The 24110-nt window shown below is 71.5% G+C and carries 11 protein-coding genes; 10 read left to right on the plus strand and 1 reads right to left on the minus strand.

Annotated features, from left to right (window positions below):
* Nucleotides 1-56 precede the first annotated feature (56 nt).
* Together OG206_RS29170 and OG206_RS29175 are read left to right on the plus strand one after the other, a co-directional pair.
* Complete coding sequence (locus tag OG206_RS29170; protein ID WP_327121310.1) at nucleotides 57-1349, plus strand: lectin; 1293 nt, start codon at nucleotides 57-59, stop codon at nucleotides 1347-1349.
* Nucleotides 1346-2737, plus strand: coding sequence for a lectin (locus OG206_RS29175; RefSeq protein WP_327121312.1), 1392 nt, complete (start codon nucleotides 1346-1348; stop codon nucleotides 2735-2737). Before OG206_RS29170 ends, OG206_RS29175 begins: the two co-directional genes overlap by 4 nt.
* A gap of 84 nt (nucleotides 2738-2821) precedes the next feature.
* Here the strand turns inward: OG206_RS29175 and OG206_RS29180 are convergent, their stop codons facing one another.
* Nucleotides 2822-3769: a methionyl-tRNA formyltransferase gene (locus tag OG206_RS29180; RefSeq protein WP_327121314.1), complete on the minus strand. Its 948-nt coding sequence runs from the start codon at nucleotides 3767-3769 to the stop codon at nucleotides 2822-2824.
* Nucleotides 3770-4007: 238 nt separating this feature from the next.
* Here OG206_RS29180 and OG206_RS29185 point away from each other — a divergent pair, with 238 nt between their 5' ends.
* The 8 genes from OG206_RS29185 (at nucleotide 4008) to OG206_RS29220 (ending at nucleotide 24106) form a co-directional block, all read left to right on the plus strand.
* Complete coding sequence (locus tag OG206_RS29185) at nucleotides 4008-5354, plus strand: lysine N(6)-hydroxylase/L-ornithine N(5)-oxygenase family protein (protein ID WP_327121316.1); 1347 nt, start codon at nucleotides 4008-4010, stop codon at nucleotides 5352-5354.
* Nucleotides 5355-5465: 111 nt separating this feature from the next.
* Nucleotides 5466-6524, plus strand: a complete 1059-nt coding sequence (locus OG206_RS29190; protein ID WP_327121318.1) for a FecCD family ABC transporter permease — start codon at nucleotides 5466-5468, stop codon at nucleotides 6522-6524.
* A complete protein-coding gene (locus OG206_RS29195) occupies nucleotides 6521-7591 on the plus strand; it encodes a FecCD family ABC transporter permease (RefSeq protein WP_327121320.1) in 1071 nt (356 codons plus the stop codon). The genes OG206_RS29190 and OG206_RS29195 overlap by 4 nt, the downstream gene beginning before the upstream one ends.
* Nucleotides 7592-7621: 30 nt before the next feature.
* A complete protein-coding gene (locus tag OG206_RS29200; protein ID WP_327121322.1) occupies nucleotides 7622-8467 on the plus strand; it encodes an ABC transporter ATP-binding protein in 846 nt (281 codons plus the stop codon).
* Nucleotides 8468-8582: 115 nt separating this feature from the next.
* On the plus strand, nucleotides 8583-9635 hold the full coding sequence (locus OG206_RS29205) for an iron-siderophore ABC transporter substrate-binding protein (protein ID WP_327121325.1): 1053 nt from the start codon (nucleotides 8583-8585) through the stop codon (nucleotides 9633-9635).
* A gap of 43 nt (nucleotides 9636-9678) precedes the next feature.
* On the plus strand, nucleotides 9679-11466 hold the full coding sequence (locus OG206_RS29210; protein ID WP_327121327.1) for an ABC transporter ATP-binding protein: 1788 nt from the start codon (nucleotides 9679-9681) through the stop codon (nucleotides 11464-11466).
* Nucleotides 11467-11526: 60 nt separating this feature from the next.
* On the plus strand, nucleotides 11527-22419 hold the full coding sequence (locus tag OG206_RS29215; RefSeq protein ID WP_327121329.1) for a non-ribosomal peptide synthetase: 10893 nt from the start codon (nucleotides 11527-11529) through the stop codon (nucleotides 22417-22419).
* Nucleotides 22409-24106: an ABC transporter ATP-binding protein gene (locus OG206_RS29220; RefSeq protein ID WP_327121331.1), complete on the plus strand. Its 1698-nt coding sequence runs from the start codon at nucleotides 22409-22411 to the stop codon at nucleotides 24104-24106. Before OG206_RS29215 ends, OG206_RS29220 begins: the two co-directional genes overlap by 11 nt.
* Nucleotides 24107-24110: the final 4 nt, after the last annotated feature.

Consider the following 24110-nt stretch of genomic DNA (forward strand, 5'->3'; position numbering starts at 1 on the left):
CCCGCCCGGAACTGACATGTATGTGTCAGTACTTCACCTCCCCCGAAGGGAGAGGCATGAGATCCCCACGCTTGCCTCGGCACCTGGTCCTGTCCCTCGTCATGACGCTCGGCCTCGCCACCCTTTCCACCGGACTGGCGCAGAGTGAGCCCGCCCCCGTGACCAGCTCCGCCGTGCAGCCGGCCGACGCCGCCGCGGCCGCGGCCGCGGCCGCGGCCGTCACGTTCTCCGACGACTTCGACGGACCGGCGGGCGCCGCCGTCGACGGCGGCAAGTGGCAGGTCGAGACCGGCGACAACGTCAACAACCACGAACGGCAGTACTACACCGCCGGAAACCGCAACGCGGCCCTCGACGGCCAGGGCAACCTCGTCATCACCGCCCGCAAAGAGAACCCCGGCAACTACCAGTGCTGGTACGGGCGGTGCGAATACACCTCGGCCCGGCTGAACACGTCCGGCAAGTTCACCACCACCTACGGCCGGGTCGAGGCCAGGATGAAGATCCCGCGCGGGCAGGGCATCTGGCCCGCGTTCTGGATGCTGGGCAGCGACATCGGCAGCGTGGGCTGGCCCAACAGCGGTGAGATCGACATCATGGAGAACGTCGGCTTCGAACCCGGAACGGTCCACGGCACCCTGCACGGCCCCGGCTACTCCGGCAGCGGCGGCATCGGCGCCGGCTACTCCCTGCCGGGCGGGCAGGCGTTCGCCGACGCGTTCCACACCTTCGCGGTCGACTGGAGCCCGAACGCGATCACCTGGTCCGTCGACGGCACCGTCTACCAACGCCGCACCCCCGCCGACCTGGGCGGGAAGCAGTGGGTCTTCAACAAGCCGTTCTTCGTCATCCTGAACCTCGCCGTCGGCGGCTACTGGCCGGGCGACCCCGACGGGAGCACGGTCTTCCCCCAGCAGCTCCTCGTCGACTACGTCCGCGTGAGTTCCGACAGCGGCCAGCCGGGCGGCGGCGGACCCATCACCGGTCTGGCGGGCAAGTGTGTGGATGTGGCCGCTGGTTCGGCGGTGAACGGTACGGCGGTGCAGTTGTACGACTGCAACGGTTCGGCGGCGCAGCAGTGGACGGTGGGTGCCGACGGGACGATCCGTGCGCTGGGCAAGTGTCTGGACGTGGCTTCGGCCGGCACGGCGGACGGTACGAAGGTGCAGTTGTGGGACTGCAACGGTTCGGCGGCGCAGCAGTGGGCGACGCCGGCCGCGCGGGACATCGTGAACCCGCAGGCGGACAAGTGCCTGGACGTGACCGGCGGAAGCAGCGCCAACGGAACACGGCTGCAGATCTGGACCTGCACCGGCTCCGCCAACCAGAAGTGGACGGTGACCCGATGACCGCCAAGTGCTTCGCGAGACCTGTCGTGCGCGGCCTGCTGAGCACGGTGGCCGTGACCGCCGCGCTCCTGACAGGTCTGACCGCCACGCCCGCGAGCGGTGCTGTCGCGGACACCGGACAGATCACCGGTCTGGCGGGCAAGTGTGTGGATGTGGCCGCTGGTTCGGCGGTGAACGGTACGGCGGTGCAGTTGTACGACTGCAACGGTTCGGCGGCGCAGCAGTGGACGGTGGGTGCCGACGGGACGATCCGTGCGCTGGGCAAGTGTCTGGACGTGGCTTCGGCCGGCACGGCGGACGGTACGAAGGTGCAGTTGTGGGACTGCAACGGTTCGGCGGCGCAGCAGTGGGCGACGCCGGCCGCGCGGGACATCGTGAACCCGCAGGCGGACAAGTGCCTGGACGTGACCGGCGGAAGCAGCGCCAACGGAACGCGGCTGCAGATCTGGACCTGCACCGGCTCCGCCAACCAGAAGTGGACCGCGCCCAGCGCAGGCGGCGGCGGGACCCCCGGGCCCGGAGCCATGGCCGTGGCCCCCTACCTCTACAACGGATGGGGCAGCCCGCCCAGCCCCACCACCGTGATGAACGCGACCGGAGTCAAGTGGTTCACGCTCGCCTTCGTCCTCAGCAACGGCTACTGCAACCCCCAGTGGGACGGGGGCCGGCCGCTGACCGGTGGTGTCGACCAGCAGACCGTCAACACCGTACGGGCGGCGGGCGGCGACGTCATCCCGTCCTTCGGGGGCTGGAGCGGCAACAAGCTGGAGAGCTCCTGCTCCAGTGCCGGTGAGCTGGCCGCCGCGTACCAGAAGGTCATCAACGCCTACGCGCTCAAGGCCATCGACATCGACATCGAGGCCGCGGCGTACGACAGTCCGGCCGTCCAGCAGCGCACGGTGGACGCGCTGAAGACCGTCAGGGCCAACAACCCCGGCATCAAGGTGTACGTGACCTTCGGCACCGGCCAGAACGGCCCGGACAACAGCCTCATCAGCAAGGCCGCGGCCTCCGGGCTCACCGTGGACAGCTGGACCATCATGCCGTTCAACTTCGGCGGCGCCGGCCAGAACATGGGCACCCTCACCGTCCGTGCCGCCGAAGGCCTCAAGACCGCGGTCAAGAACGCCTACGGATACTCGGACGACCAGGCCTACCGGCACACCGGGATCTCCTCGATGAACGGCATCACGGACAACGGGGAGACGGTCACCGTGGCCGACTTCCGCACCATCCTCGCCTACGCCCAGCAGCGCCACCTCGCACGGCTGACCTTCTGGTCCGTCAACCGCGACCGGCCCTGCACCGGCGGTGGAGCCGACACCTGCTCGGGTGTCTCCCAGCAGCCATGGGACTTCACCCGGGTCTTCGCCTCGTACACGGGCTGAAACCCGCCCAGGCCCCGTTGTCCGGCAGCCTCGGGCTGCCGGACAACGGGGCCGTCCCCACGCGCCGCGTCCGGGGCCGTTCGTTCAGGGACGGCCGGTCAGGTAGCCGCCCATGGAGGTGAAGTACTCCGTCGCGCCCAGTTCCCGGCCGTCCTCGGTGCGCACCCGCGTGATGGCCAGGCCGTGGTTGCGTCCGGTGCGGGCGTCCGCTCCCGCGACGATCGCCACGCCGTCGCCCTCGCGGTAGAAGATGCGTCCGGGCGTGCCGCCGTAACGCCCCTCGGACACGACCGCGGCGAGCACTTCGAGCCGCTTGCCCCGGTGGAATGTGAAAGCGCTGGGGTAGGGCTCGGACTGCGCGCGGATCAGGCGTTCGAGGTCCTCGGCCGGCCACTTCCAGTCGATCCGGATGTCCTCGTCGGACCTCTTGTGGAAGAAGCTCGCCCGGGAGCGGTCCTGCTTGGTGAACTCGGTCCGTCCGGAGGCGATCAGGTCGAGTGCGCCGGTGGTGACCGGGCCGATCAGGTCGACCGTCTTGTGGAAGAGGTCGGTCGTCGTGTCCGTCGGCCCGACCTGCACCGCCTCCTGCCGGACGATGTCGCCGGCGTCCAGCTCGTCGTTCATCATGTGGGCGGTCACGCCCACCTCGGACTCGCCGTTGATCAACGCCCAGATCAGCGGGGAGAAGCCGGCGTACTTCGGCAGCAGCGAGTCGTGGATGTTGAGCGTGCCGTGGCGCGGGAGCGCGAAGATGCGCGGCGGGATCCAGGTGCGCCAGTTGTTGGCCACGATGATGTCGGGGGCCGCCTCCTCGATGCGCTGGAACAGTTCCTCGTCGTCGGGGCGGTTGCGGATCAGCACGGGGACGCCGTGCTCCTCGGCGAGGTCGGCGACGGAGTCGCTCCAGATCTTCTCGTACGCGTGCTCGCTCTTGGGATGTGTGACGACCAGCACCACGTCGTGCTCGGAGTCCAGGAGGGCTTGCAGGGTGCGGTGGCCCCAGGTCTGGTATCCGAACATGACGACCCGCATGGGTTCCTCCTCAGGGCAGGGGCTGATCAGCGCCCAGTAAAGCGAGCCTTCCCTAACTTTGCAACGGGAGCGCGATGTCGCCGAGTTGAGTGGAGCCCGCTTTCGACTGCCCTGTCGACAGCTCCGGAAAATTAGCTTAGGCTCACCTAAGTTCCAGCGGGTCGCGCCATCGGCGTGCCCAGGTCTCGCACGATTCCCCACGCCTGACAGGCGCCTGCCCCGCACGAATGGGAGTGACATGTCACAGGTACAGCCCGGCGATATCCGACCGGTCCACGACCTCATCGGCATCGGCTTCGGGCCGTCCAACGTGGCCATGGCCATCGCGCTCAACGAGCACAACGCGCGCAACAGCCCGCACGACTCGGTCACCGCTCACTTCTTCGAGCAGCAGCCCCGCTTCGGCTGGCACCGCGGCATGCTGATCGACGACGCGACGATGCAGGTGTCCTTCCTCAAGGACCTGGTGACGCTCAGGAACCCGACCAGCGAGTTCAGCTTCCTCTCGTACCTGAAGAGCAAGGACCGGCTGGTCGACTTCATCAACCACAAGAACCTCTTCCCCCTGCGGGTGGAGTTCCACGACTACCTCGAATGGGCCGCGGCCAAGGTCGACGACATGGCCTCCTACGGCCACGAGGTCGTCGGGGTCACGCCGTTCGTCCGGGACGGGGCGGTGGAGTACCTGGACGTGACCGTCCGCTCGGCGGAGGGGCTCGCCGTCCACCGGGCCCGCAACCTCGTCATCGGCACCGGACTGCGCCCGCTCGTGCCGGAGGGCATCGAGCGCGGCCAGCGGGTGTGGCACAACTCCGAGCTCCTGGCGAGGGTCGGCGAACTGGAGGGCACCGCGCCGTCCCGGTTCATCGTCGTGGGTGCGGGGCAGAGCGCCGCCGAGAACGTCGCTTACCTGCACCGCCGCTTCCCCGAGGCCGAGATCTGCGCGGTCTTCAGCCGCTACGGCTACAGCCCCGCCGACGACAGCAGCTTCGCCAACCGGATCTTCGACCCCGGGGCCGTCGACGAGTTCTACGAGGCACCCGAGGACGTCAAGCGCAGACTGATGGACTACCACGGCAACACCAACTACTCCGTGGTCGACATCGACCTCATCGACGACCTCTACCGGCAGACGTACCAGGAGAAGGTCCTCGGCACCGAACGGCTGCGCTTCCTCAACGTGTCCCGGCTCGTCGCCGTCGACGAGACGCCGGACAAGGCCCGGGCCACCGTGAAGTCCCTCGTCACGGGCGAGGAGACCCTCCTGGACGCCGATGTCGTGGTGTTCGCCACCGGCTACAGCCCCGTCGACCCGGTCGCCCTCCTCGGCGACGTGGCGGACCGCTGCCTCCGCGACGGCGAGGACCGGGTCCGGGTCGAGCGCGACTACCGCATCGCCACGGACCCCGAACTGCACTGCGGCATATACCTCCAGGGGGGCACGGAGCACACGCACGGCATCACCTCCGCGCTGCTGTCCAACATCGCGATCCGGGTCGGGGAGATCCTGGACTCACTGCTCGACCGGGGCGTCAAGGCGGCCTCCGACGAGGCGCGCCCGGTCCCCGGCGCAAGCGCCCGCTAGCGGGCACCGGTCCGCCGCCGGCCGCCCCGCCGGGGGCGGACCGCCGCCCGGGACCGCGCGGCCCCCGACGCCCGCGTCCCACCGACGGATCAAGGGATAACGTACGTCGACATGAGCACGACTGCAGTGGAGCGAGCCGCGCCGAAGCGTGCAACAGGAGCCCGCAGGCGCCGGGTTGTGGGCGCCGCCGCCCTGACGGTGGTCCTCGTCGCCGCCTGTACGGTGTCGCTGGCCGTGGGGGCGCGGGCGCTCAGCCCCGCCGAGGTCTGGCACGGCCTCTTCGCGGCGCCGGACCCCGACCGCGGGCTCACCGAGATCCGGCTCATCGTGCAGACCGTGCGGGTGCCCCGGACGGTGCTCGCGATCGTCGCGGGCATCGCACTGGGGGTCTCGGGGGCGCTGATCCAGGGGTACACGCGCAATCCGATCGCCGACACCGGACTGCTCGGGGTGAACACCGGGGCGTCGTTCGCCGTGGTCTCGGTGATCGCACTCTTCGGCTTCTCCAACCCCTTCCAGTACGTGTGGTTCGCCTTCCTGGGGGCCGGTGCCGCGGGTGTCGTCGTGTTCGGGCTGGCGAGCATCGGCAGGGGGGCCGGCAACCCGCTGACGCTCGCCCTGGCGGGGCAGGGCGTCACGGTGTTCCTCGCGGCCATGACCATGGCGGTCGCGCTGTCCGACCTGACGTCCCTGAACGCACTGAGGTTCTGGAACTCGGGCTCGGTGGCCGGAGTCGGGTTCGACGTCATCTGGCCGGTCACGGGGTTCGTCGCGGCGGGTCTCGTGCTGGCTCTCACCACCCTGCCCTCGCTCAATCTGCTGAACCTCGGCGTCGACGTGGCGCGCGGACTCGGCGTGAACATCGCACTGAGCCGGACCGCCGGCATCGTCGCCATCACGCTGCTGGCGGGCGCGGCGACGGCGGCCTGCGGGCCCATCGCGTTCCTGGGGCTCATGGTGGCCCACGTGGCCCGGTACCTGACGGGGCCGGACTACCGATGGCTGGTGCCGTACGCGGGCCTGCTCGGCGCGGTGATCCTTCTGGTCTGTGACATCGTGGGCCGACTGGTCGTGCGGCCCGGCGAGTTGGACGCGGGTGTCGTCGTGGCCCTCCTCGGAGCCCCCTTCTTCGCCGCCCTGGTGTGGCGGGGAAAGTTCAGGAACGCGTGAACGGGACAGCGGTGAAGCCGACGGTGATGCCGGGCGTACGGCTCGGCACCCTGTCGTTCGTGTGGCGGCCCTGGATGGTCGGCGTCACCGTGCTCCTCGCGGTGGCGGTCTTCCTGGTGTTCTGTCTCTCCGTCAGCGTGGGGGATTTCCCACTCGGGCTCTCCCGGGTGATCGCCACGATCGCCGGCCGGGGCGAGCAGGTCGACGAGTTCGTCATCATGGACCTGCGGATGCCGCGCGCGCTGGCCGGTCTCGTCGTCGGGACCGCGCTCGGGGTGTCCGGGGCCATCACGCAGTCCATCGCCCGCAATCCGCTGGCCAGTCCCGACATCCTCGGGATCACCGGCGGAGCCGGCGCGGTCGCGGTGTTCCTGGTGACGGTGTCGGGCGGGACCGCCGCGGCGGTCGTGGGCTCCGTGGGCGTGTCCGCGGCGGCGCTAGCGGGGGGCCTGGGCACGGGACTGCTGGTGTACTTCCTGGCGTGGCGGCGCGGGATCGACGGCTTCCGGCTCATCCTCATCGGCATCTCGGTGAGCGCGGTGACGGAGGCGATCACGACCTGGCTCCTCTCCACCGCCGACATCCGGGACGTGGCGCGGGCCCAGGCCTGGCTGGTCGGCTCCCTGGACAACCGGTCGTGGGACGAGGTCGGGGTGGCGCTCTGGTCGACGCTCGCACTCCTGGGCGTCGTGGCGTGCGCCGCGTTCCAGTTCAAACCGATGCACCTCGGCGACGAGGTCGCCGCGGGTCTCGGCGTCCGGTACTCCCGGGTGCGGGCCGTCCTGCTCCTGTGCGCCGTGCTCCTGGCCGCCGTCGCGGTGAGCGCGGCCGGTCCCGTGCCCTTCGTCGCACTGGTGGCGCCCCAGGTGGCGATGCGCCTGGTGAGGCACCCGACGCCTCCGATGATCGCGTCGGGGCTGGTCGGCGCGCTGCTGCTGATCGGTGCGGACCTGACGGCGCGTACGGCGCTCCCGATGGCCCTCCCCGTCGGCGTGGTAACCGCCGCGATCGGCGGTCCCTTCCTCGTCTTCCTGCTCGTGCGGGCCAACCTCAGACAGCTCACGTAAGGGGCAAGCATGCGAGACGGAGGGGCACGTGTGGCCGCTGAACAGATCACCGGAGACGAGTCCGGGGCCGGCGGCACGGCACGGCTGGCCGCCAGGGGCATCACGGTCGGCTACGGCGCACGGACGGTCATGGACGGACTCGACGTCACCGTCCCGCCGGGGGTCGTCACCACGATCATCGGTCCCAACGGCTGTGGCAAGTCGACCCTGTTGCGCACCCTGACACGGCTGCTCAAGCCGGCCAGGGGGGCGGTCGTGCTGGACGGCGAGGACATCGCCGGACTGAGGACCAGGGACGTGGCGAAGAAGCTCGGGCTGCTTCCGCAGGCACCCGTCGCCCCCGAGGGGCTGACGGTCGCCGACCTCGTCGCCCGGGGACGGCATCCGCATCAGAGCTGGCTGCGCCAGTGGTCGTCGGACGACGCAGAGGTCGTCGAACGCGCGCTGGCCATGACGGGCGTGTCCGACCTGGCCGACCGTCCGGTGGACTCGCTGTCCGGCGGCCAGCGCCAGCGCGTGTGGATATCCATGACGCTGGCCCAGGGAACCGACCTCCTGCTGCTGGACGAGCCGACGACGTACCTGGATCTGGCGCACGCCTTGGACGTGCTGGATCTGGTGGACGATCTGCACGAGTCGGGGTGCACCGTGGTCATGGTGCTGCACGACCTCAACCTGGCCACGCGCTACAGCGACAACCTCGTGGTGATGCGGGAGGGCGAGATCCTGGCGCAGGGTCATCCGCGCGACGTGATCACGGCCGAGCTGCTGTACGAGGCGTTCGGGCTGCGCGCCGTGGTGATCGACGATCCGGTGGGGGACCGGCCGCTCATCGTGCCGATCGGCCGTGCTCACGTCCACGCGCAGCTCAACTAGGTTACGGGTAACGGTCCATGGCTAAGTTAGGCTAGGCTAACCTTTCTGCTTCGAGGTAAGGTTTGGCTGCCCTCACAAGGGGGTGGTCGGCGGCGTGAAGACAAAGGGATCCGGGATGCTTCTCCACAGAACGACTCTCACGAAGCCAGGGCGTCGGCCGGCGGCCGTACTGCTTGCGGCGGTTCTCGGTGCCGGCCTCCTCGCAGGATGCGGCTCCGACTCCGCGGACACGAAGAGCGACAGTGCCCCGTCCGCCGCCACCGGCGCGTTCCCGGTCACCGTGGAGCACGCGTTCGGATCCACGAAGGTCACGAAGGCCCCTCAGCGGGTCGTCTCCGTCGGCTACACCGACGACCAGGCGATCCTCGCCCTCGGCATCAAGCCGGTCGGCATGGTCGACCAGTACCCGAACCCGACGGGCAGGACGCCCGACATCAACACGCAGTGGCCCTGGGTGAAGGACAAGTGGGGTGACACCCGCCCCGAGGTCGTCATGAGCAACGGCGACACGGGCCCCAACTACGAGAAGATCGCCGCCCTGCGGCCGGACCTGATCATCGCGGTCTACTCCGAGGTCGACCAGGCGGCGTACGACAAGCTCTCCAGGATCGCCCCCACGGTGGGACGTACGAAGGCCGAGAAGGAGCCCTTCAGCGCACCCTGGCAGGACAACGCGGTCCACATCGCCAAGGCGCTCGGCAAGGAGGCCGAGGGCGCCGAACTGGTCAAGGGCATCCAGGCCAAGCTCGACGCCGCCAAGGCGGCACACCCGGAGTTCGCGGACCAGACCGCGGTCGCCCTGTCCTGGTACGAGGACTCCGTGGCACCGTTCACCACGACCGACGTACGCGGCCGGCTGGTGACGGGCATCGGCTACAAGGGCGCCACGAAGATCGACGAGGTCGCCGGCGGGAAGTTCTACACCCAGCTCTCGCCCGAACGCATCGACCTCGTCGACGTCGACCGCATCTTCGTCATCAACGACAAGGCGGACACGGAGGCCCTGAAGAAGTTCAAGCTCTTCGCCAACCTCTCCGCGGCGAAGAACGGCAAGGTCTCCTACCTCCTGGACAGCGAGGGCCCCGCAGTCGGCGCCGCCATGTCCCAGGGCACGCTGCTCTCCCTGCCGTACGCGATCGACGAGCTCGTCAAGTCGGTCGACCAGTGACGACGACCGCCCCGGCCCCGGCCCCGCTCCTCCCGGCCGACGCGTGAGCACCACGGACACGCGCCCCGCTCCGGTGGCCCTGCGTACGGCGTCCGGGAGCGAGGCCACCAGGTGGGTCGCGGCGCACTGCCGCGAGGCCCCGTGGCTGACCGCGGCCACCGTGCTGACGACGGTGGCCGGGGCGGCACTCCAGGTGCTCCCCGTGCTGCTGCTGGGGCGAGTCGTCGACGGGGTGGTCGACGGCGCGTCGGGTTCGGCCCTCGTCACGGTCGGTGTCCTGCTGGGTGCCGCCGCGCTGCTCGGCGCGGCGGCGACGGCCGTGTCGACGTACCTGATCGGGCGGCTGGGAGCGGACCTGCTCGCCCGGCTGCGCGAGAACGCGGTCCGCGCCGTGCTCGGCATGCCGAGCGCCCGGATCGAGCAGGTCGGCAGAGGGGACGTGCTGTCCCGGGTCGGCGACGACGTGGCCGTGCTGTCCAGAGGCATCCGGACGGCGATCCCCACGGTGTTCACCGCCGGGGTCCTCGTCGCCATCGCCACGGTCGGCATGTTCGGGCTGGACTGGCGGCTCGGCCTGGCCGGCGCCGGCGCGCTCCCCGCCTACGCCCTCGCCCTCCGCTGGTACCTCCCCCGGTCCGCCCCGCTCTACCGCGAGCAGCGGGTGGCCCAGGCCGACCGCGCGCAGGCGCTGATCAGCGGACTGAACGGGATCGACACGGTCCGGGCCTACCGCCTGGAGGGCGCCGTCCGCGAGAAGGTCACCGCGGAATCCTGGCGGGTGCGGGATCTCGGCGTGGAGGTCTTCCGCTTCTTCGGCCGCTTCGTGGGCAGGGAGAACCGCGCCGAGTTCATCGGTCTGGTCCTCATCCTGGTGGTCGGATACGCCCTGCTGGAGGGCGACGCCGCCACCCTGGGCGAGGTGTCGGCCGCCCCGCTCATGTTCCACCGGCTGTTCACACCGCTGGGCGCCATCATGTTCACCTTCGACGAGGCGCAGAAGTCGGGCGCGAGCCTGACCCGGCTGGTCGGGGTGCTGGGGGAGACCGCGGAGAGCCGGCTGGTCGGCGACGACTCCGTCACGAGGGCGCAGGCCACGCCGTACCCGGTCACCGTCCGGGGACTGACCTACCGTTACCCGGACGCCGAGAGCCCGGTTCTCCTGGACGTCGACCTGACGATCCCGGCCGGCGGCTCGCTCGCCCTGGTGGGCGCGACGGGCGCCGGCAAGTCGACGCTGGCGGCACTGATCGCAGGCATCGGCACCCCGGAATCCGGATCGGTGCGCATCGGCCCGCAGGACCTCGCCGGTCTGGACGAGGCGGGGTCCAGGGCACTGGTCAGCATCCTGACACAGGAGACGCATGTCTTCTCCGGATCGCTCGCCGACGACCTGCGGCTCGCCGCACCTGGGGCCGACGACGCCGAACTCACGGCCGCGCTGCGCACGGTCGGCGCCCAGGAGTGGGTCGAGGGCCTGCCCGACGGCCTCGGCACCCTGGTCGGTGAGGGCGGGGAGCGGCTGGATGTCACCAAGGTCGCCCAGATCGCCCTGGCCCGGCTGGTGCTGGGCCGGGCACCCGTGGTGGTGCTCGACGAGTCGACCGCGGAGGCGGGCAGCGAAGGCGCCGCCGAGCTGGAACGCGCCGTGCTGGCCGCCTGCGCGGGCAGGACCACCCTCTTCGTGGCGCACCGCCTGACGCAGGCCATGGCAGCCGACCGGATCGCCGTGCTGGACGCGGGCCGCGTGGTGGAGCAGGGAACCCATGACGAACTCGTCGCCCTGGGCGGCGGCTACGCGCGACTGTGGCAGGCCTGGCGCGAGGGCAGCTAGACACACCTGAGCAGGTCAGGTCAGGTAATTTTCCTACTTCGGAAGGGCGATGAGTCTTCGATGCTGGAACCGAGCGGTCATGTCGTGCGGCTTTCTCCCGCGAACCTGACCGACCTGCGCCGGCGGACCGGTGAGCACTCCGACAGGACGCTCGCCGAGGCCTGCGCCATCGGGCTGGCCTACTGGTCGTCCGGCCGGAGTCCCGAGGGCCTCGACCTCACCCCCGGCACGCTCTTCGCCGACGTCCTCGGATGGGCCGCCAACGGCGGCGCGGGGAGCGCCGGCTGGGAGGTGGGCACGGACGGCCGCAGCATCAGCGTCCCCGCCGGCGTCGTACCGGCCGAAGCACAGGCCACACTCGACGACCTCGCGGACTTCCCGGACCGGCCGATCGGGACCATGGCCCCGACCGGCGCCGCGGCGAGGGCCGAAGCCCTGGCCGCGTGGAACGACACGTACGCCGACCGGGTCCGCCCCACCCTGGTGGAGATGTTCCGCGAGCAGGCGCGGACCCGGCCCGACGCCATCGCCGTCGTCGACGAGAACCGCTCGCTCACCTACCGCGAGACGGCTGAGCTCTCCGCGCGGCTGGCTCACCACCTGATCGGACTCGGCCTCACCGCCGAGCAGGTCGTGGGCATCTCGCTGAGCCGGTCCGCGGACATGGTGGTCGGGCTCCTCGGAGTGCTCCAGGCCGGCTGCGCCTTCGTACCGCTCGATCCGCAGTGGCCCGCCGCGCGCAGGGCGGTCGTCATCGAGGACGCCGGGGTCGTCCTCCAGCTCAACGAGACGGGCGAGCACGACGCCGCGGAGCCGCGGGCCGTCGCCCTGGACCTCCGGGACCGGGCGTTCGACGCCCACCCGGCCGAAGCCCCCGAGGTCACCGTGCACGGCACGGCCCTGGCCTACGTGATCTTCACCTCGGGCTCCACCGGCCGCCCCAAGGGCGCCATGATCCGGCACGAGGCCATCAGCGAACGCCTCCTGTGGCAGTCGCGCGAGATCCTGGGCTTCGGCCATGACGACGCGTCACTCTTCAAGGCGCCGCTGTCCTTCGACATCTCCATCAACGAGATATTCCTGCCGTTCGTCACCGGCGGCCGGCTCGTCGTCCTGCGGCCCGGCGGCGAACGCGACCCGCACCACCTGCTGCGCGTGATCGCGGAGCAGCGCGTCACCTTCACCTACCTCGTGTCGTCCATGCTGGACGTGCTCCTGGAGATGGCGGGGGACTCGGACCTGCTGGACAGCCTGCGGCACGTCTGGTGCGGCGGGGAGGTGCTGACCCCGGAGCTGTACGAACGCTTCCGCGCGCGGCTCGACATCCCGATGTACCACGGCTACGGCCCGGCCGAGACGACGATCGGCGTCTCGCACGTGATCTACCGCGGCGAAGCCGAACGCCTGTCGACGTCCATCGGCAGGGCCAACCCCAACACCCAGCTGTACGTCCTGGACGACGAGCTGCGCCAGGTCCCCGTCGGGGCCGGCGGCGAACTGTACGTGGGCGGCTTCCTCCTCGGACGCGGTTACGTCGGCGCGCCCGGTCTCACGGCGTCCCGCTTCGTGGCCAACCCCTTCGCCGGTGACGGCTCGCGCCTGTACCGGACGGGCGACCTCGCGCGTTTCGCCCCCGACGGCTCACTGGACTTCCTCGGCCGGGCCGACAACCAGATCAAGATCCGCGGGATGCGCCTGGAGATCGAGGACGTGGAGGCGGGGCTCGCGGAACACCCCGGGGTACGGCACACCTGCGTCGTCGCGAAGAAGAACACGGCGGGCGGCACCTACCTCGTGGGCTACGTGATCCCGTCCGCCGGGAGCGAGGACCTGCGGGCGGACGACGTCGGGGCGTGGGCCGCCGCGCACATGGTGGAGTACATGGTGCCCGCCCGGCTCGTCGTGATGAAGGAGTTCCCGCTCACCGCGAACGGCAAGGTCGACCGGGGCGCGCTGCCGGAGCCCGTGAACGACACCGGCTCGGTCGTCCCGCCCTCCACCGAGGACGAGCGCCTGGTGTGCGCGACCGTGGCGTCCCTGCTGCGCCTGGACGAGGTCGGCGTCGACCAGGACTTCTTCCGGCTCGGCGGAGACAGCATCCTGGCGATATCACTGCTGAGCGCGCTGCGGGACGTGGGCCTCTACGTCACGGCGCGGCAGATCTTCACCCACAGCGTCGTGGGCGCCCTGGCCGCGGTGGCGAGCCGCGAGGACGTCCCCCCGGCCGGAGACGACGACGTGGCGACCGGACCTGTCGTGGGATCGCCCGTCGTCCAGTGGCTCGGCGAGACGACGGACGCGGTCGACGGCTTCGTGCAGTCGGTGGTGCTGAACACCCCGGCGGAACTGACCGCGACGGCCCTCGACGCGATCCTCGCCGCCCTGCTCGAACGGCACGACATGCTGCGCGCGAAGCTCGTGCGCGGCGAGCGGTGGAGTTTCGACATCCCGTCGGCCGACGGATCCGTGGTCCGGTGGCAGGAGAGCGACGAGCCCCTGGACGCGTGTGCCGCGCTCGCCACCGGCGCACTCGATCCGGACGACGGCGTGATGCTGAGCGCCGTCTGGCGGCGCGCGGCACGGCAACTGGTCCTCGTCGTCCACCACGTCGTCGTCGACGGGGTGTCCTGGCGGATCCTGATGGAGGATCTGGCTACGGCCTGGCGGCAGTTCGCCTCCGGTGAGCCCGTCGACCTGCCGCCCGTGGGCACGTCCTTCCGCCGCTGGACGCAGCTGCTGGCCGGTGCGTCGTTCGACGCCGACCGCGCCTACTTCCGGCGTCCGCTGCCGGGCCCGGACGGGCCGCTCGGCAGACGCCCGGTCTCGGACCACGACATCGTCGCCCGCGAGCGGACCCGCACCGTGCGGGTCGGTCCCGGGACCACGTCCGCGCTGCTGGGTGAGGTCCCCGCCAGGTTCCACGCCGGCGTCAACGACGTGCTGCTGACCGCGCTCGCCGTCGCCCTCGCCCGGTGGCGGCGCGACCTCGGACAGGACCAGACTTTCGCGCACATCGAACTCGAGGGGCACGGCCGCGAGGCACGTTTCGTTGCGGGCCCCGCCGGCCACGAGCCGGAACTCTCCCGGACCGTCGGCTGGTTCACCACCCTCTTCCCGGTGATCGTGGACCCCGGCCCGACGGACGATCCCGCCGCACCCGGCTGTCTGGCCGCCGCGCTGAAGGCCGTCAAGGACGACCTCGCACGTGTGCCGAGCAACGGCCTGTCCTACGGGGCTCTGCGGTACCTGAACGACGTCGCCTTCGAGGCGCCCGCGCCCCAGGTGCTGTTCAACTACCTGGGCCGCTTCGGCTCGGGTGCGTCCGGGGACTGGGGGATCGGCGGTACCACCGGACACCTGGGGGAGAAGCGCGACCCGAGGATGCGCCTGCCGCGCGCCCTGGAGTTCAACGCGATCGCCGAACCCGCGGCGAACGGCGCGTACGAACTGGTCACCACCATCTCCTGGCCCGAGGGCGTGTTCGCCGACGAGGACGTGGCCACCATCGGCGCGTACTTCGAGGCGGCGCTCACCGGGCTGGCCTCGCTCGACGAGGGCGGGCACTCCCCGAGCGACTTCGGCCTCGTACCGCTCACGCAGGCCGACGTCGACGACGTGGACGGCCCGGCGCTGCGTGACGTGCTGCCACTCACCCCGCTGCAGGAGGGCCTGTACTTCCACTCGGTCTTCGACGACGACTCGGCCGGCAGCTACGTCGAGCAGCAACTGCTCACCCTGGAGGGCGAGGTGGACGCCGCACGGCTCGCGACGGCGGCCACCCGGCTGCTCGCGCTCTATCCCAACCTGGCCGCCCGGTTCGTCGCCCTGGCCGACGGCCGCGTGGTGTCGGTGCTGGAGAGCGGGGTACCGGCGCCGTTCACCGTGCTCGACCGCCCCGGCATCACCGTGGCGGAGATCCGCGACCTGGCCGAACGTGACAGGCGCGCGGGATTCGACCTGGCCACCGGTCCGCTGATGCGCTTCACGCTCGTCCGCACCGGCCCGTGCCGCTCCGTCCTGGTGCAGACCGTGCACCACATCGTCGCCGACGGCTGGTCCGTGCCGCCGATGCTGCGCGCCCTGCTGACCGAGTACCGCGCACCCGGCACCGTCCATCCGATCGGCGGCTTCCCGGACTACGTGCGCTGGCTCGCCGGACGTGACGACGAGGAGAGCGACCGGGTGTGGGCCGACGAACTCGCCGGCCTCCCCGGCCCCTCACTCGTCGCGGAGGGGCACACCCCGTCGGACCGGTTCGCCGACACGGCCGTGGACCCGGCGGACGACGTCGACGCGGGAGCCCGCGCCGCCGGCGTGCCGTTGAGCGTGGCCGTGCACAGCGCCTGGGCGCTGACGCTGGGCGGCCTCCTGCACGGCGGCGACGTGGTGTTCGGCTCCACCGTGTCCGGGCGCGACGCGGATGTGCCCGGCATCGGCGACATGGTCGGCCTCTTCATCAACACGGTCCCGGTGCGCGCCCGTTGGGCCCCCGCGACCACCGCGCGCGAACTGCTGGCGTCGGTCCGGGAACACCAGAGCGCCGTGCTGCCGCACCAGCACGTCTCCCTCGCGCGGATCGGCCGCAGGACAGGCGCCGGCGCACTGTTCGACACCCTCGTGGTGTTCGACGTCGCGACCGACGTGGACGAACTGCGGGGGTCCGGCGACGAGCCGGCCGTGACCGGCATCGCCAACGAGGGCGCTCCGCACTACCCGCTCACCCTGGTCGTGGAGCGGACCCCGGACGGCCGTCCGCGCTTCGACCTGATCTACGACGCCCAGCTCCTGGGGGAGCCGGGCGCCCGGGCGATCCTGAACACCTTCACCCGGGCCCTCACCGGCCTGCTCACCCGGCCGGACGCCCTCGCCGGTGAACTCGCCACCGAGGAGGGCCCCCTCCCGGCCGCCGTCACCCCGGCGACCCTGCACGGGCTGTTCGACGCCGCCGCGAAGCGCGATCCGGCCGCCACAGCGGTCACCCTGTGCGCCCTGGACGGCTCCACCACGTCCATGACGTACGGCGAGCTGGCCGAGGCCAAGGACTCCCTGGCGGCGGCGCTGCGCGCGGCCGGGATCGGGCCGGGCACACGTGTCGCGGTCGCCGTCCCGCGCTCGCTGGAACAGGTCGTCGCACTGGTGGCGATCGTCAGCGCCGGCGGGGCGTACGTACCACTGGACCTTGCGTACCCGGACGAACGGCTGGAGTACGTCCTCGCCGACGCCGACCCGCAGGTCGTGCTCGTCGACCGTGAACAGCGCACTCGCTTCGCGCGGCTGCTGGCCGCCGCACCGGACGGAGCCGCCGCTCACCTGCTCGTGATGGGCGACGAGCCGCCCGCGGCGCCCACGCAGGATGTGCGCGGGGAATCCGGCCGGCACGAACCCGCCTACGTGATCTACACGTCCGGGTCCACCGGCAGGCCCAAGGGCGTGGTCGTGCCGCACTCGGCCGTGGTGACGCTGCTGGCCAACACCCGGCCCGCCATGGACTTCGGGCCCCGGGACGTGTGGGTCCAGTTCCACTCCTACTCCTTCGACTTCGCGGTCTGGGAGCTGTGGGGCGCGCTGGCGCACGGCGGTGAACTGCTGGTGCCGGACTACGCCCTGACCCGCTCCCCGGTCGACTTCCACCGGCTGGTCCGCGAGCGCGGCGTGACGGTGCTCAACCAGACCCCGTCCGCCTTCCACCAGTTCATCGAGGCCGACCGGCAGGCCGCCGAGCCGGTCACCTCGCTGCGCCGGATCATCTTCGGGGGCGAGGAGCTGGACCCCGTGCGCCTGCGCCCCTGGGCGGAGCGGCACGGCACCGCCTCGCCCGAACTGGTCAACATGTACGGCATCACCGAGACGACCGTCCACGTCACGCACCGCGTGCTCACCGACGCCGACCTCCTCGGCGAGGTCAGCCCCATAGGGGGCCCGCTCCCCGGTCTGGTCACCCATCTCCTCGACGACCGGCTCCGGCCGGTGCCGCCTGGCCGGGTGGGAGCCATCTACGTCGCCGGTGACCAGGTGTCGCTCGGCTACCTCGGCAGGCCGGGGCTCACCGCGGGACGGTTCGTCGCCGACCCGTTCGCCGGCGACGGCTCCCGGATGTACCACACGGGCGATCTCGCGCGCCGCACGCTCGACGGTGAGCTGGAGTTCGCGGGCCGGGCCGACGACCAGGTGCAGCTGAAGGGTTTCCGCATCGAACTCGGCGAGGTCGAGGCCGCTGTCAGGGAGCTCGACGGCGTGGTCGACGTGGCGGTCACCGTCGCGGACACCGGCGACCACCTGGTCGCGCACATCGTGGGCCGGGCGCCCGACGACCTCGCCGGCCACCTGTCCGCGAAACTGCCGCCCCACATGGTGCCGGGACGTGTGCTGCCGGCCGAAGCCCTCCCGCTGACCGTCAACGGCAAGCTGGACCGCAGGGCCCTCACCGAGCGCGCGGCCGGTGACGACGCCCCGGCGGCCGTGGCGGGATCCGCGCTCGCCGCGCTGGTCGGCGTCTTCGACGAGGCACTGCCCGGCGCCGTCGCCGTGGACGCCGACACCGACTTCTTCGCGGCCGGTGGCGACAGCATCGTCGCCATCACCGTCATCAACCGGGCCAGGGCGCTCGGCCTGCCGATCGCGCCCCGGGACGTGTTCCTCCTCAAGACGCCGCGGGCGCTCGCCGCGCACCTGGAGACACGCACACCACCCACCGGAACGCCCGTGCCGGTCCGCCGTGAGGACGGCCCGCTGCCGGCCACGCCGGTCATCCTGCGCCAGCGTGAACTGGGCGGCAGCCTCCACCGGTTCGTCCAGGCCAGGACGCTGGCCGCACCCGCGGGCACCGGATTCGCCGACGCCGAGCGCGCCGCGAACGAGGTCGTGGCCGCGCACCCGGTCCTCCGGCTGCGTCTGCGCGCCGAGCACGGGGTGTGGGCGCTGCGCACCGAGCCCCCGCGCGCCGTCACCGTGACCCGCAGCGACGCGACCGATCCCACGGAAGCGGCCGACGAGGCCGCCGGACGGCTCGATCCCGCATCGGGTGAGGTCATCGCGTTCACGTGGCTTGAGGGGACCCGTACCCTGGTCATCACCGTGCACCACCTCGCGGTGGACGCGGTGTCCTGGCTCATCCTGCTCGACGACCTGACGGCGGCCATGCGGGGGACATCCCCGGGGGAGCCCACCACCCCCTACGCCGCATACGCCGATGCGCTGCACTCCGGCTCCTTCGACCTGCTGGACGGCCTCGGACACTGGCTGGACACCCTCGGGGCGCCCGCGCTGCTGCCGGCCGTCACGAACCGGCGCGAGAGCACCGTCGTCCTCGCTCCCGAGCTGAGCGACCGGGTGACCCGCATCGCACCGGGCGCACTCGGCATCGGTCTCACCGAGCTGCTCTGCGGAGCGCTCAGGGTCGCGCTCACCCAGGTCCAGGCGTCGCCCACCGACCTCGCGGTCGAGCTGGAACGGCACGGGCGTGTTCCGGCACTCGAGCACCACGACTACACCCGCACGGTCGGCTGGTTCACCTCCATCGCCCCCGTGCGCCTCACGGCCCACACCGACCCCGTCGCCGCGGCGCGCGAGGTCGCCGAACGCCAGCCCGACGAGAGCGGGCACGTCGCCTACGGGCAGCTCAGGTATCTGAACCCGCAGACCGCCCCGCTGCTGACCGCCCGCCCGCAGGTGCTGTTCAACTACCTCGGCCGGGGCAGCGAGTCCCAGGCACTGCGTCCCACCGCGGGCGATCAGGGCAGCCCGTACGCCGTCGAGGTCAACGCCTGGACGGACGACGTCACCGGAAGCCTGCACGCGGCCTTCACGCTCGCCGAGGGCATCCCCGACGAGGTCGCCGGTCACTGGCACAGGGCACTCGAGCGCGCCGCGGACGCCTCCACGACGGCCGAGCGCACCGCACCGGTCACCCCGCTCCAGCGGGGCCTCTTCTTCCAGGCCCAGCTGGCGGGCCGGGCCGGACACTACGTCGCGCAGTCCTACTTCACCTTCGACCGGCGCCTCGACACCGAAGCGCTCGGCGAGGCGATGGCCCACGTCATCGTCCGGCACCCCGTCGTCGGCGCCGGCTTCACCACAGACGGCGACGGCAACCCGGTCCAGGTCCTGAAGGCGGGCCGCCGGGTCGACGTACGCACGGTCGGCCTCGCGACGGACGCCGAGGTCGACGCACTGCGGGCCGGGGACCGCGACACGGGATTCGACCTCGACGCCCCCCCGCTGATCCGCCTCACCGTGGTGCGCCTGCCCGGCGGCCACGACGGCCTGCTGCTCAGCTACCACCTGCTGCTGTGGGACGGCTGGTCGCGCGAGATCCTGCTGCGGGACCTCTTCGACGCCTACCGGTCGGTCGTCGCGGGCGAGTCCCTGACCGCGGCCCCGGCGAGTCCCGGCTTCGAGGACTACGCCCGGATGCTCGACTCCAGGGACCACACGGTCTCGGAACGCTTCTGGGCCGCGCAGCTGTCCGGTCTTCCGGGCCCGACGCTCCTCGCGGGACCTCAGCCGTCGGTCACGGACGACCTGCCGCGCGCGCTCGTCCGCACGCTCACGGCCGGACAGTCGGAGGCACTGCGCCGGACGGCCAGGACGCACGGCGTCACACTGAACTCGGTGCTGACCGGTGCCTTCGGCCTCCTGCTGGGCGCACACACCGGCCGGAGTGACGCCGTCTTCGGCGTGACCGTCTCCGGCCGGGAGGGCGAAGGCCTGTCCGGCATCGTCGGTGTGCTCCTCAACACCGTCCCCATGTGGACGCGGCCACGGCCCGGCGACACGGTGGGGGAGTACCTGGCAGGAGTCCAGGCGGCCAGGGTCGAGGCGATGGAGCACGAGCACCTGGGACTCGGTGAGATCCAGCGGGCCGGCGGCCACGACACCCTGTTCGACAACCTGTTCGTGCTCCAGAACTTCCTCGACATGGACGCGTTCGCCGAGATGAACGCCGAGCACGGCATCACCTCGGTCACGGCGGACGACTCGACCCACTACCCGTACACCTGGGTCGTGACGCCCGGCGACCGGCTCACGGTCAAGCTGGAGCACCGCGAGGACGATCCCGCGCGTGCCCGCCGCCTGCTCGACGACTACCTGCGGGTGCTCGACGACCTCGTCCGGTCCACGGGCCCGGTCGGAGCACTCCCGGGGCTGGGCCACGATGCCGGACCCGCCGGGCGCACGGACGTCGGCACGGACACGGTCGTCGACCGGTTCGACCGGGCGGCGGATCTCGACCCGCAGCGGACCGCCCTCGTCGCCCACGGCTCCACCATGACCTTCGCCCAGCTCCGGGACCGCAGCCGCGAGGTCGCGGGAGTACTCGCGGGGCGGGGCATCGGCCCGGAGACGACGGTGGGCCTCGCGATCCCCCGGTCCCTCGACTCGATCGTGGCCCTGTTCGCGGTGCTGCGCGTCGGCGCGGCCTACGTACCGCTGGAACTGGACCACCCGGACGAGCGGATCGCCGCGATCGTCGACGACGCCCGGCCCGAGGTGACCCTCACCGTGAGCGCCGTGTCCCCGCGGCTCACGGGCGAACTGATCGAGCTGGACAGGACACTGCCCGAGGCAGAGCCCTTCGTCACATACGCGCCCGACGACCCGGACCGGCTGCGGCATCCCGCGTACACGATCTACACCTCCGGTTCGACGGGCAGGCCGAAGGGCGTCGTGACCGAGTACGCCGGTCTCACGAACATGCTGATCAACCATCAGCGCCGCATCTTCGAACCGGTGCTTGCGCAGCACGGCCACCGCGTCTTCCGCATCGCGCACACCGTGTCCTTCGCCTTCGACATGTCCTGGGAGGAACTGCTCTGGCTGGCGGACGGTCACGAGGTGCACATCTGCGACGAGGAACTGCGCCGCGACGCACCCCGTCTGGTCGAGTACTGCGCGGAGCACGGGATCGACGTCATCAACGTGACCCCGACGTACGCCCAGCAACTGGTCGCCGAGGGCCTGCTCGACGAACCCGCGCGGCGGCCCGCCCTGGTGCTGCTGGGCGGTGAGGCCGTGACCCCGGCGCTGTGGCAGCGGCTCGCCGACACCGAGGGGACCGTCGGCTACAACCTGTACGGGCCCACCGAATACACCATCAACACCCTCGGCGTCGGCACCTTCGAGTGCCAGGACCCGGTGGTCGGCGTCGCGATCGACAACACCGACGTGTACGTCCTCGACCCGTGGCTGCGTCCCCTGCCCTACGGTGTCCCCGGGGAGCTGTACGTGGCCGGCATCGGCATCGCGCGCGGCTACCTCGGGCAGCCCGCACAGAGCGCCCACCGCTTCGTGGCGTGCCCGTTCGGAGCGCCGGGAGAGCGCATGTACCGCACCGGCGACCTGGTTGTCCGGCGCCCGGACGGAAACCTGATGTACCTGGGCCGCACCGACCAGCAGGTGAAGATCCGGGGCCACCGCGTCGAACTGGGCGAGGTCGAGGCCGCCTTCGCGCGGCACCCCGCCGTCCGCTTCGTCGCCGCGGTCGCCCAGCCCGCCCCGCAGGTCGACGGCGCGTACCGGCTGGCCGCCTACCTCGTGCTGGAGGCGGGCTCCGACCTGGCCGCGGTCGCCGCGGAGGCGGGGGCGGGACTGCCCGACTTCCTGCGCCCGACGCACTACGCCCAGGTCGACGGCATCCCGCTGACCGTGAACGGGAAGGCCGACACCAAGGCGCTGCCCGAGGCCAAACCCCTGGGTGTGCTGACCACCGGCGGCGAGCGCGGCCCGGAGACCGGGACGGAGACCCTGGTCTGCGAGTTCTTCGCCGAGGCGCTCGACCTGGATGATGACGAGGTGAGCGCGGTGAGCGACTTCGTGTCCCTGGGAGGCCACTCCATGGTGGCGGTCCGGCTGGTCGGCCTGCTGCGGCGGGAGTTCGGCCCCGTACTCACCATCCGCGACCTGCTCACCCTGCGAACCCCGGAAGCGATTGCCCGCCACCTCGATGACAACTGACACGCAGCGGCCCCGCCAGGGGTCCGACATCCTCAGGACGGCCCTGGGCCGCAACCTCGGCGCCATGACCTGGGGCACCGTGCTCATGGGTCTGTACCAGGCCGGTGAGACCGCCTTCCCCATCGCCCTCGGCCTGATCGTCGAACACACCTTGCAGAACCGGAGCCCCGGTTCGCTCGGCCTCTCGATCGCCGCCCTGGCCGTGATCATCACGACCGTGTCGCTGTCGTGGCGCTTCGGGATGCGCGTCCTGCAGAAGGCCAACACGACCGAGGCACATCGCTGGCGGGTGCGGGTCGCGGCCTGCGGCCTCCAGCCGGTGGCCCGTGACGTCGACCTGAAGTCCGGCGAGGTGCTGACCATCGCCACCGAGGACGCCGACCAGACCGCGGACATCATCGAGGTGGTACCGCTGCTGATCAGCTCGCTGGTCGCGGTGGTGGTCGCCGCGGTCGCGCTCGGCCTGGCCGACCTGCGGCTCGGCCTCCTGGTGATCGCGGGGACCGTGGCGATCCTCTCGGTCCTGAGCGTGATGTCCGGGCGGATCGGCTCCAGCACCCGGGAGCAGCAGGCCCGGGTGGCGCGGGCGGGAGCCAAGGTCGCCGACCTGATCACCGGCCTGCGCCCGCTGCACGGATTCGGCGGCAACCACGCGGCGTTCCTCTCCTACCGGAAGGTCAGTACCGAGGCACGGCGCCAGGCGGTCACCGTCGCCAGGGTGAACGGCGTGTACGCCGGCACCGCCCTGGCCCTCAACGCGGTCCTCGCCGCCGCGGTGACCCTGACGGCCGGCTGGCTCGCCTTCGAGGGCCGCATCACCATCGGCGAGCTCGTGATGGCCGTGGGACTGGCGCAGTTCATCATGGAACCGCTCAAGATGTTCTCGGAGATGCCCAAGTACGTCATGATGGCGCGCGCCTCCGCCGAGCGGATGGCTCTGGTCCTCACCGCACCTCCGGTGACCACCCCGGGGCCCGAACGCCCCGCCACCGGGGGGGACCTCGAGATCGACGACGTCACCCACGGGTGTCTGGGCGGGCTGAGGTTCCGGGTGCGCGCGGGGGAGTTCGTGGCGGTCACCGCCTACCGGCCCCGCGCGGCCGCCGACCTCGCGTCCGTGCTGGCCATGAACACCCCGCCCCACGCGTACGAGGGAGCGGTGCGGCTCGGCGGGCAGGACCTCTCGGGCCTGTCGGTCGAGGCGGTCCGGGAGCACATGCTCGTGAACCCCTACGACGGTGAGATCTTCGCGGGCACCCTCCGCACGAACATCGACCCGTCCGGCACCAGCGCGACGGTCGCGGAGGCTGTCGAGGCGTCCATGCTGACCGATGTCGTCGCCCTCCACAGGGAGGGGCTCGACCACGGTGTACGCGACCGCGGGGCCAACCTCTCAGGAGGGCAGCGGCAGCGGCTGTCCCTGGCCCGGGCCCTCGCCGCGGACGCCGAGGTCCTGGTGCTCCACGACCCGACGACCGCGGTGGACGCGGTCACCGAACAGCTCATCTCCCGGAACATCGCGAAGCTGCGCCGGGGCCGGACGACCGTCGTGCTCACGAGCAGCCCGGCGCTCCTGGACGCGGCCGACCGTGTCCTCGTCCTGGACGACGGCGTGATCACCGCCGAGGACACCCACCGCAACCTCCTGGCCACCGACGAGGCCTACTGCCTCGCCGTGGCGCGCTGATCCG

The sequence above is a fragment of the Streptomyces sp. NBC_01341 genome, from assembly GCF_035946055.1.
GTDB lineage: Bacteria > Actinomycetota > Actinomycetes > Streptomycetales > Streptomycetaceae > Streptomyces.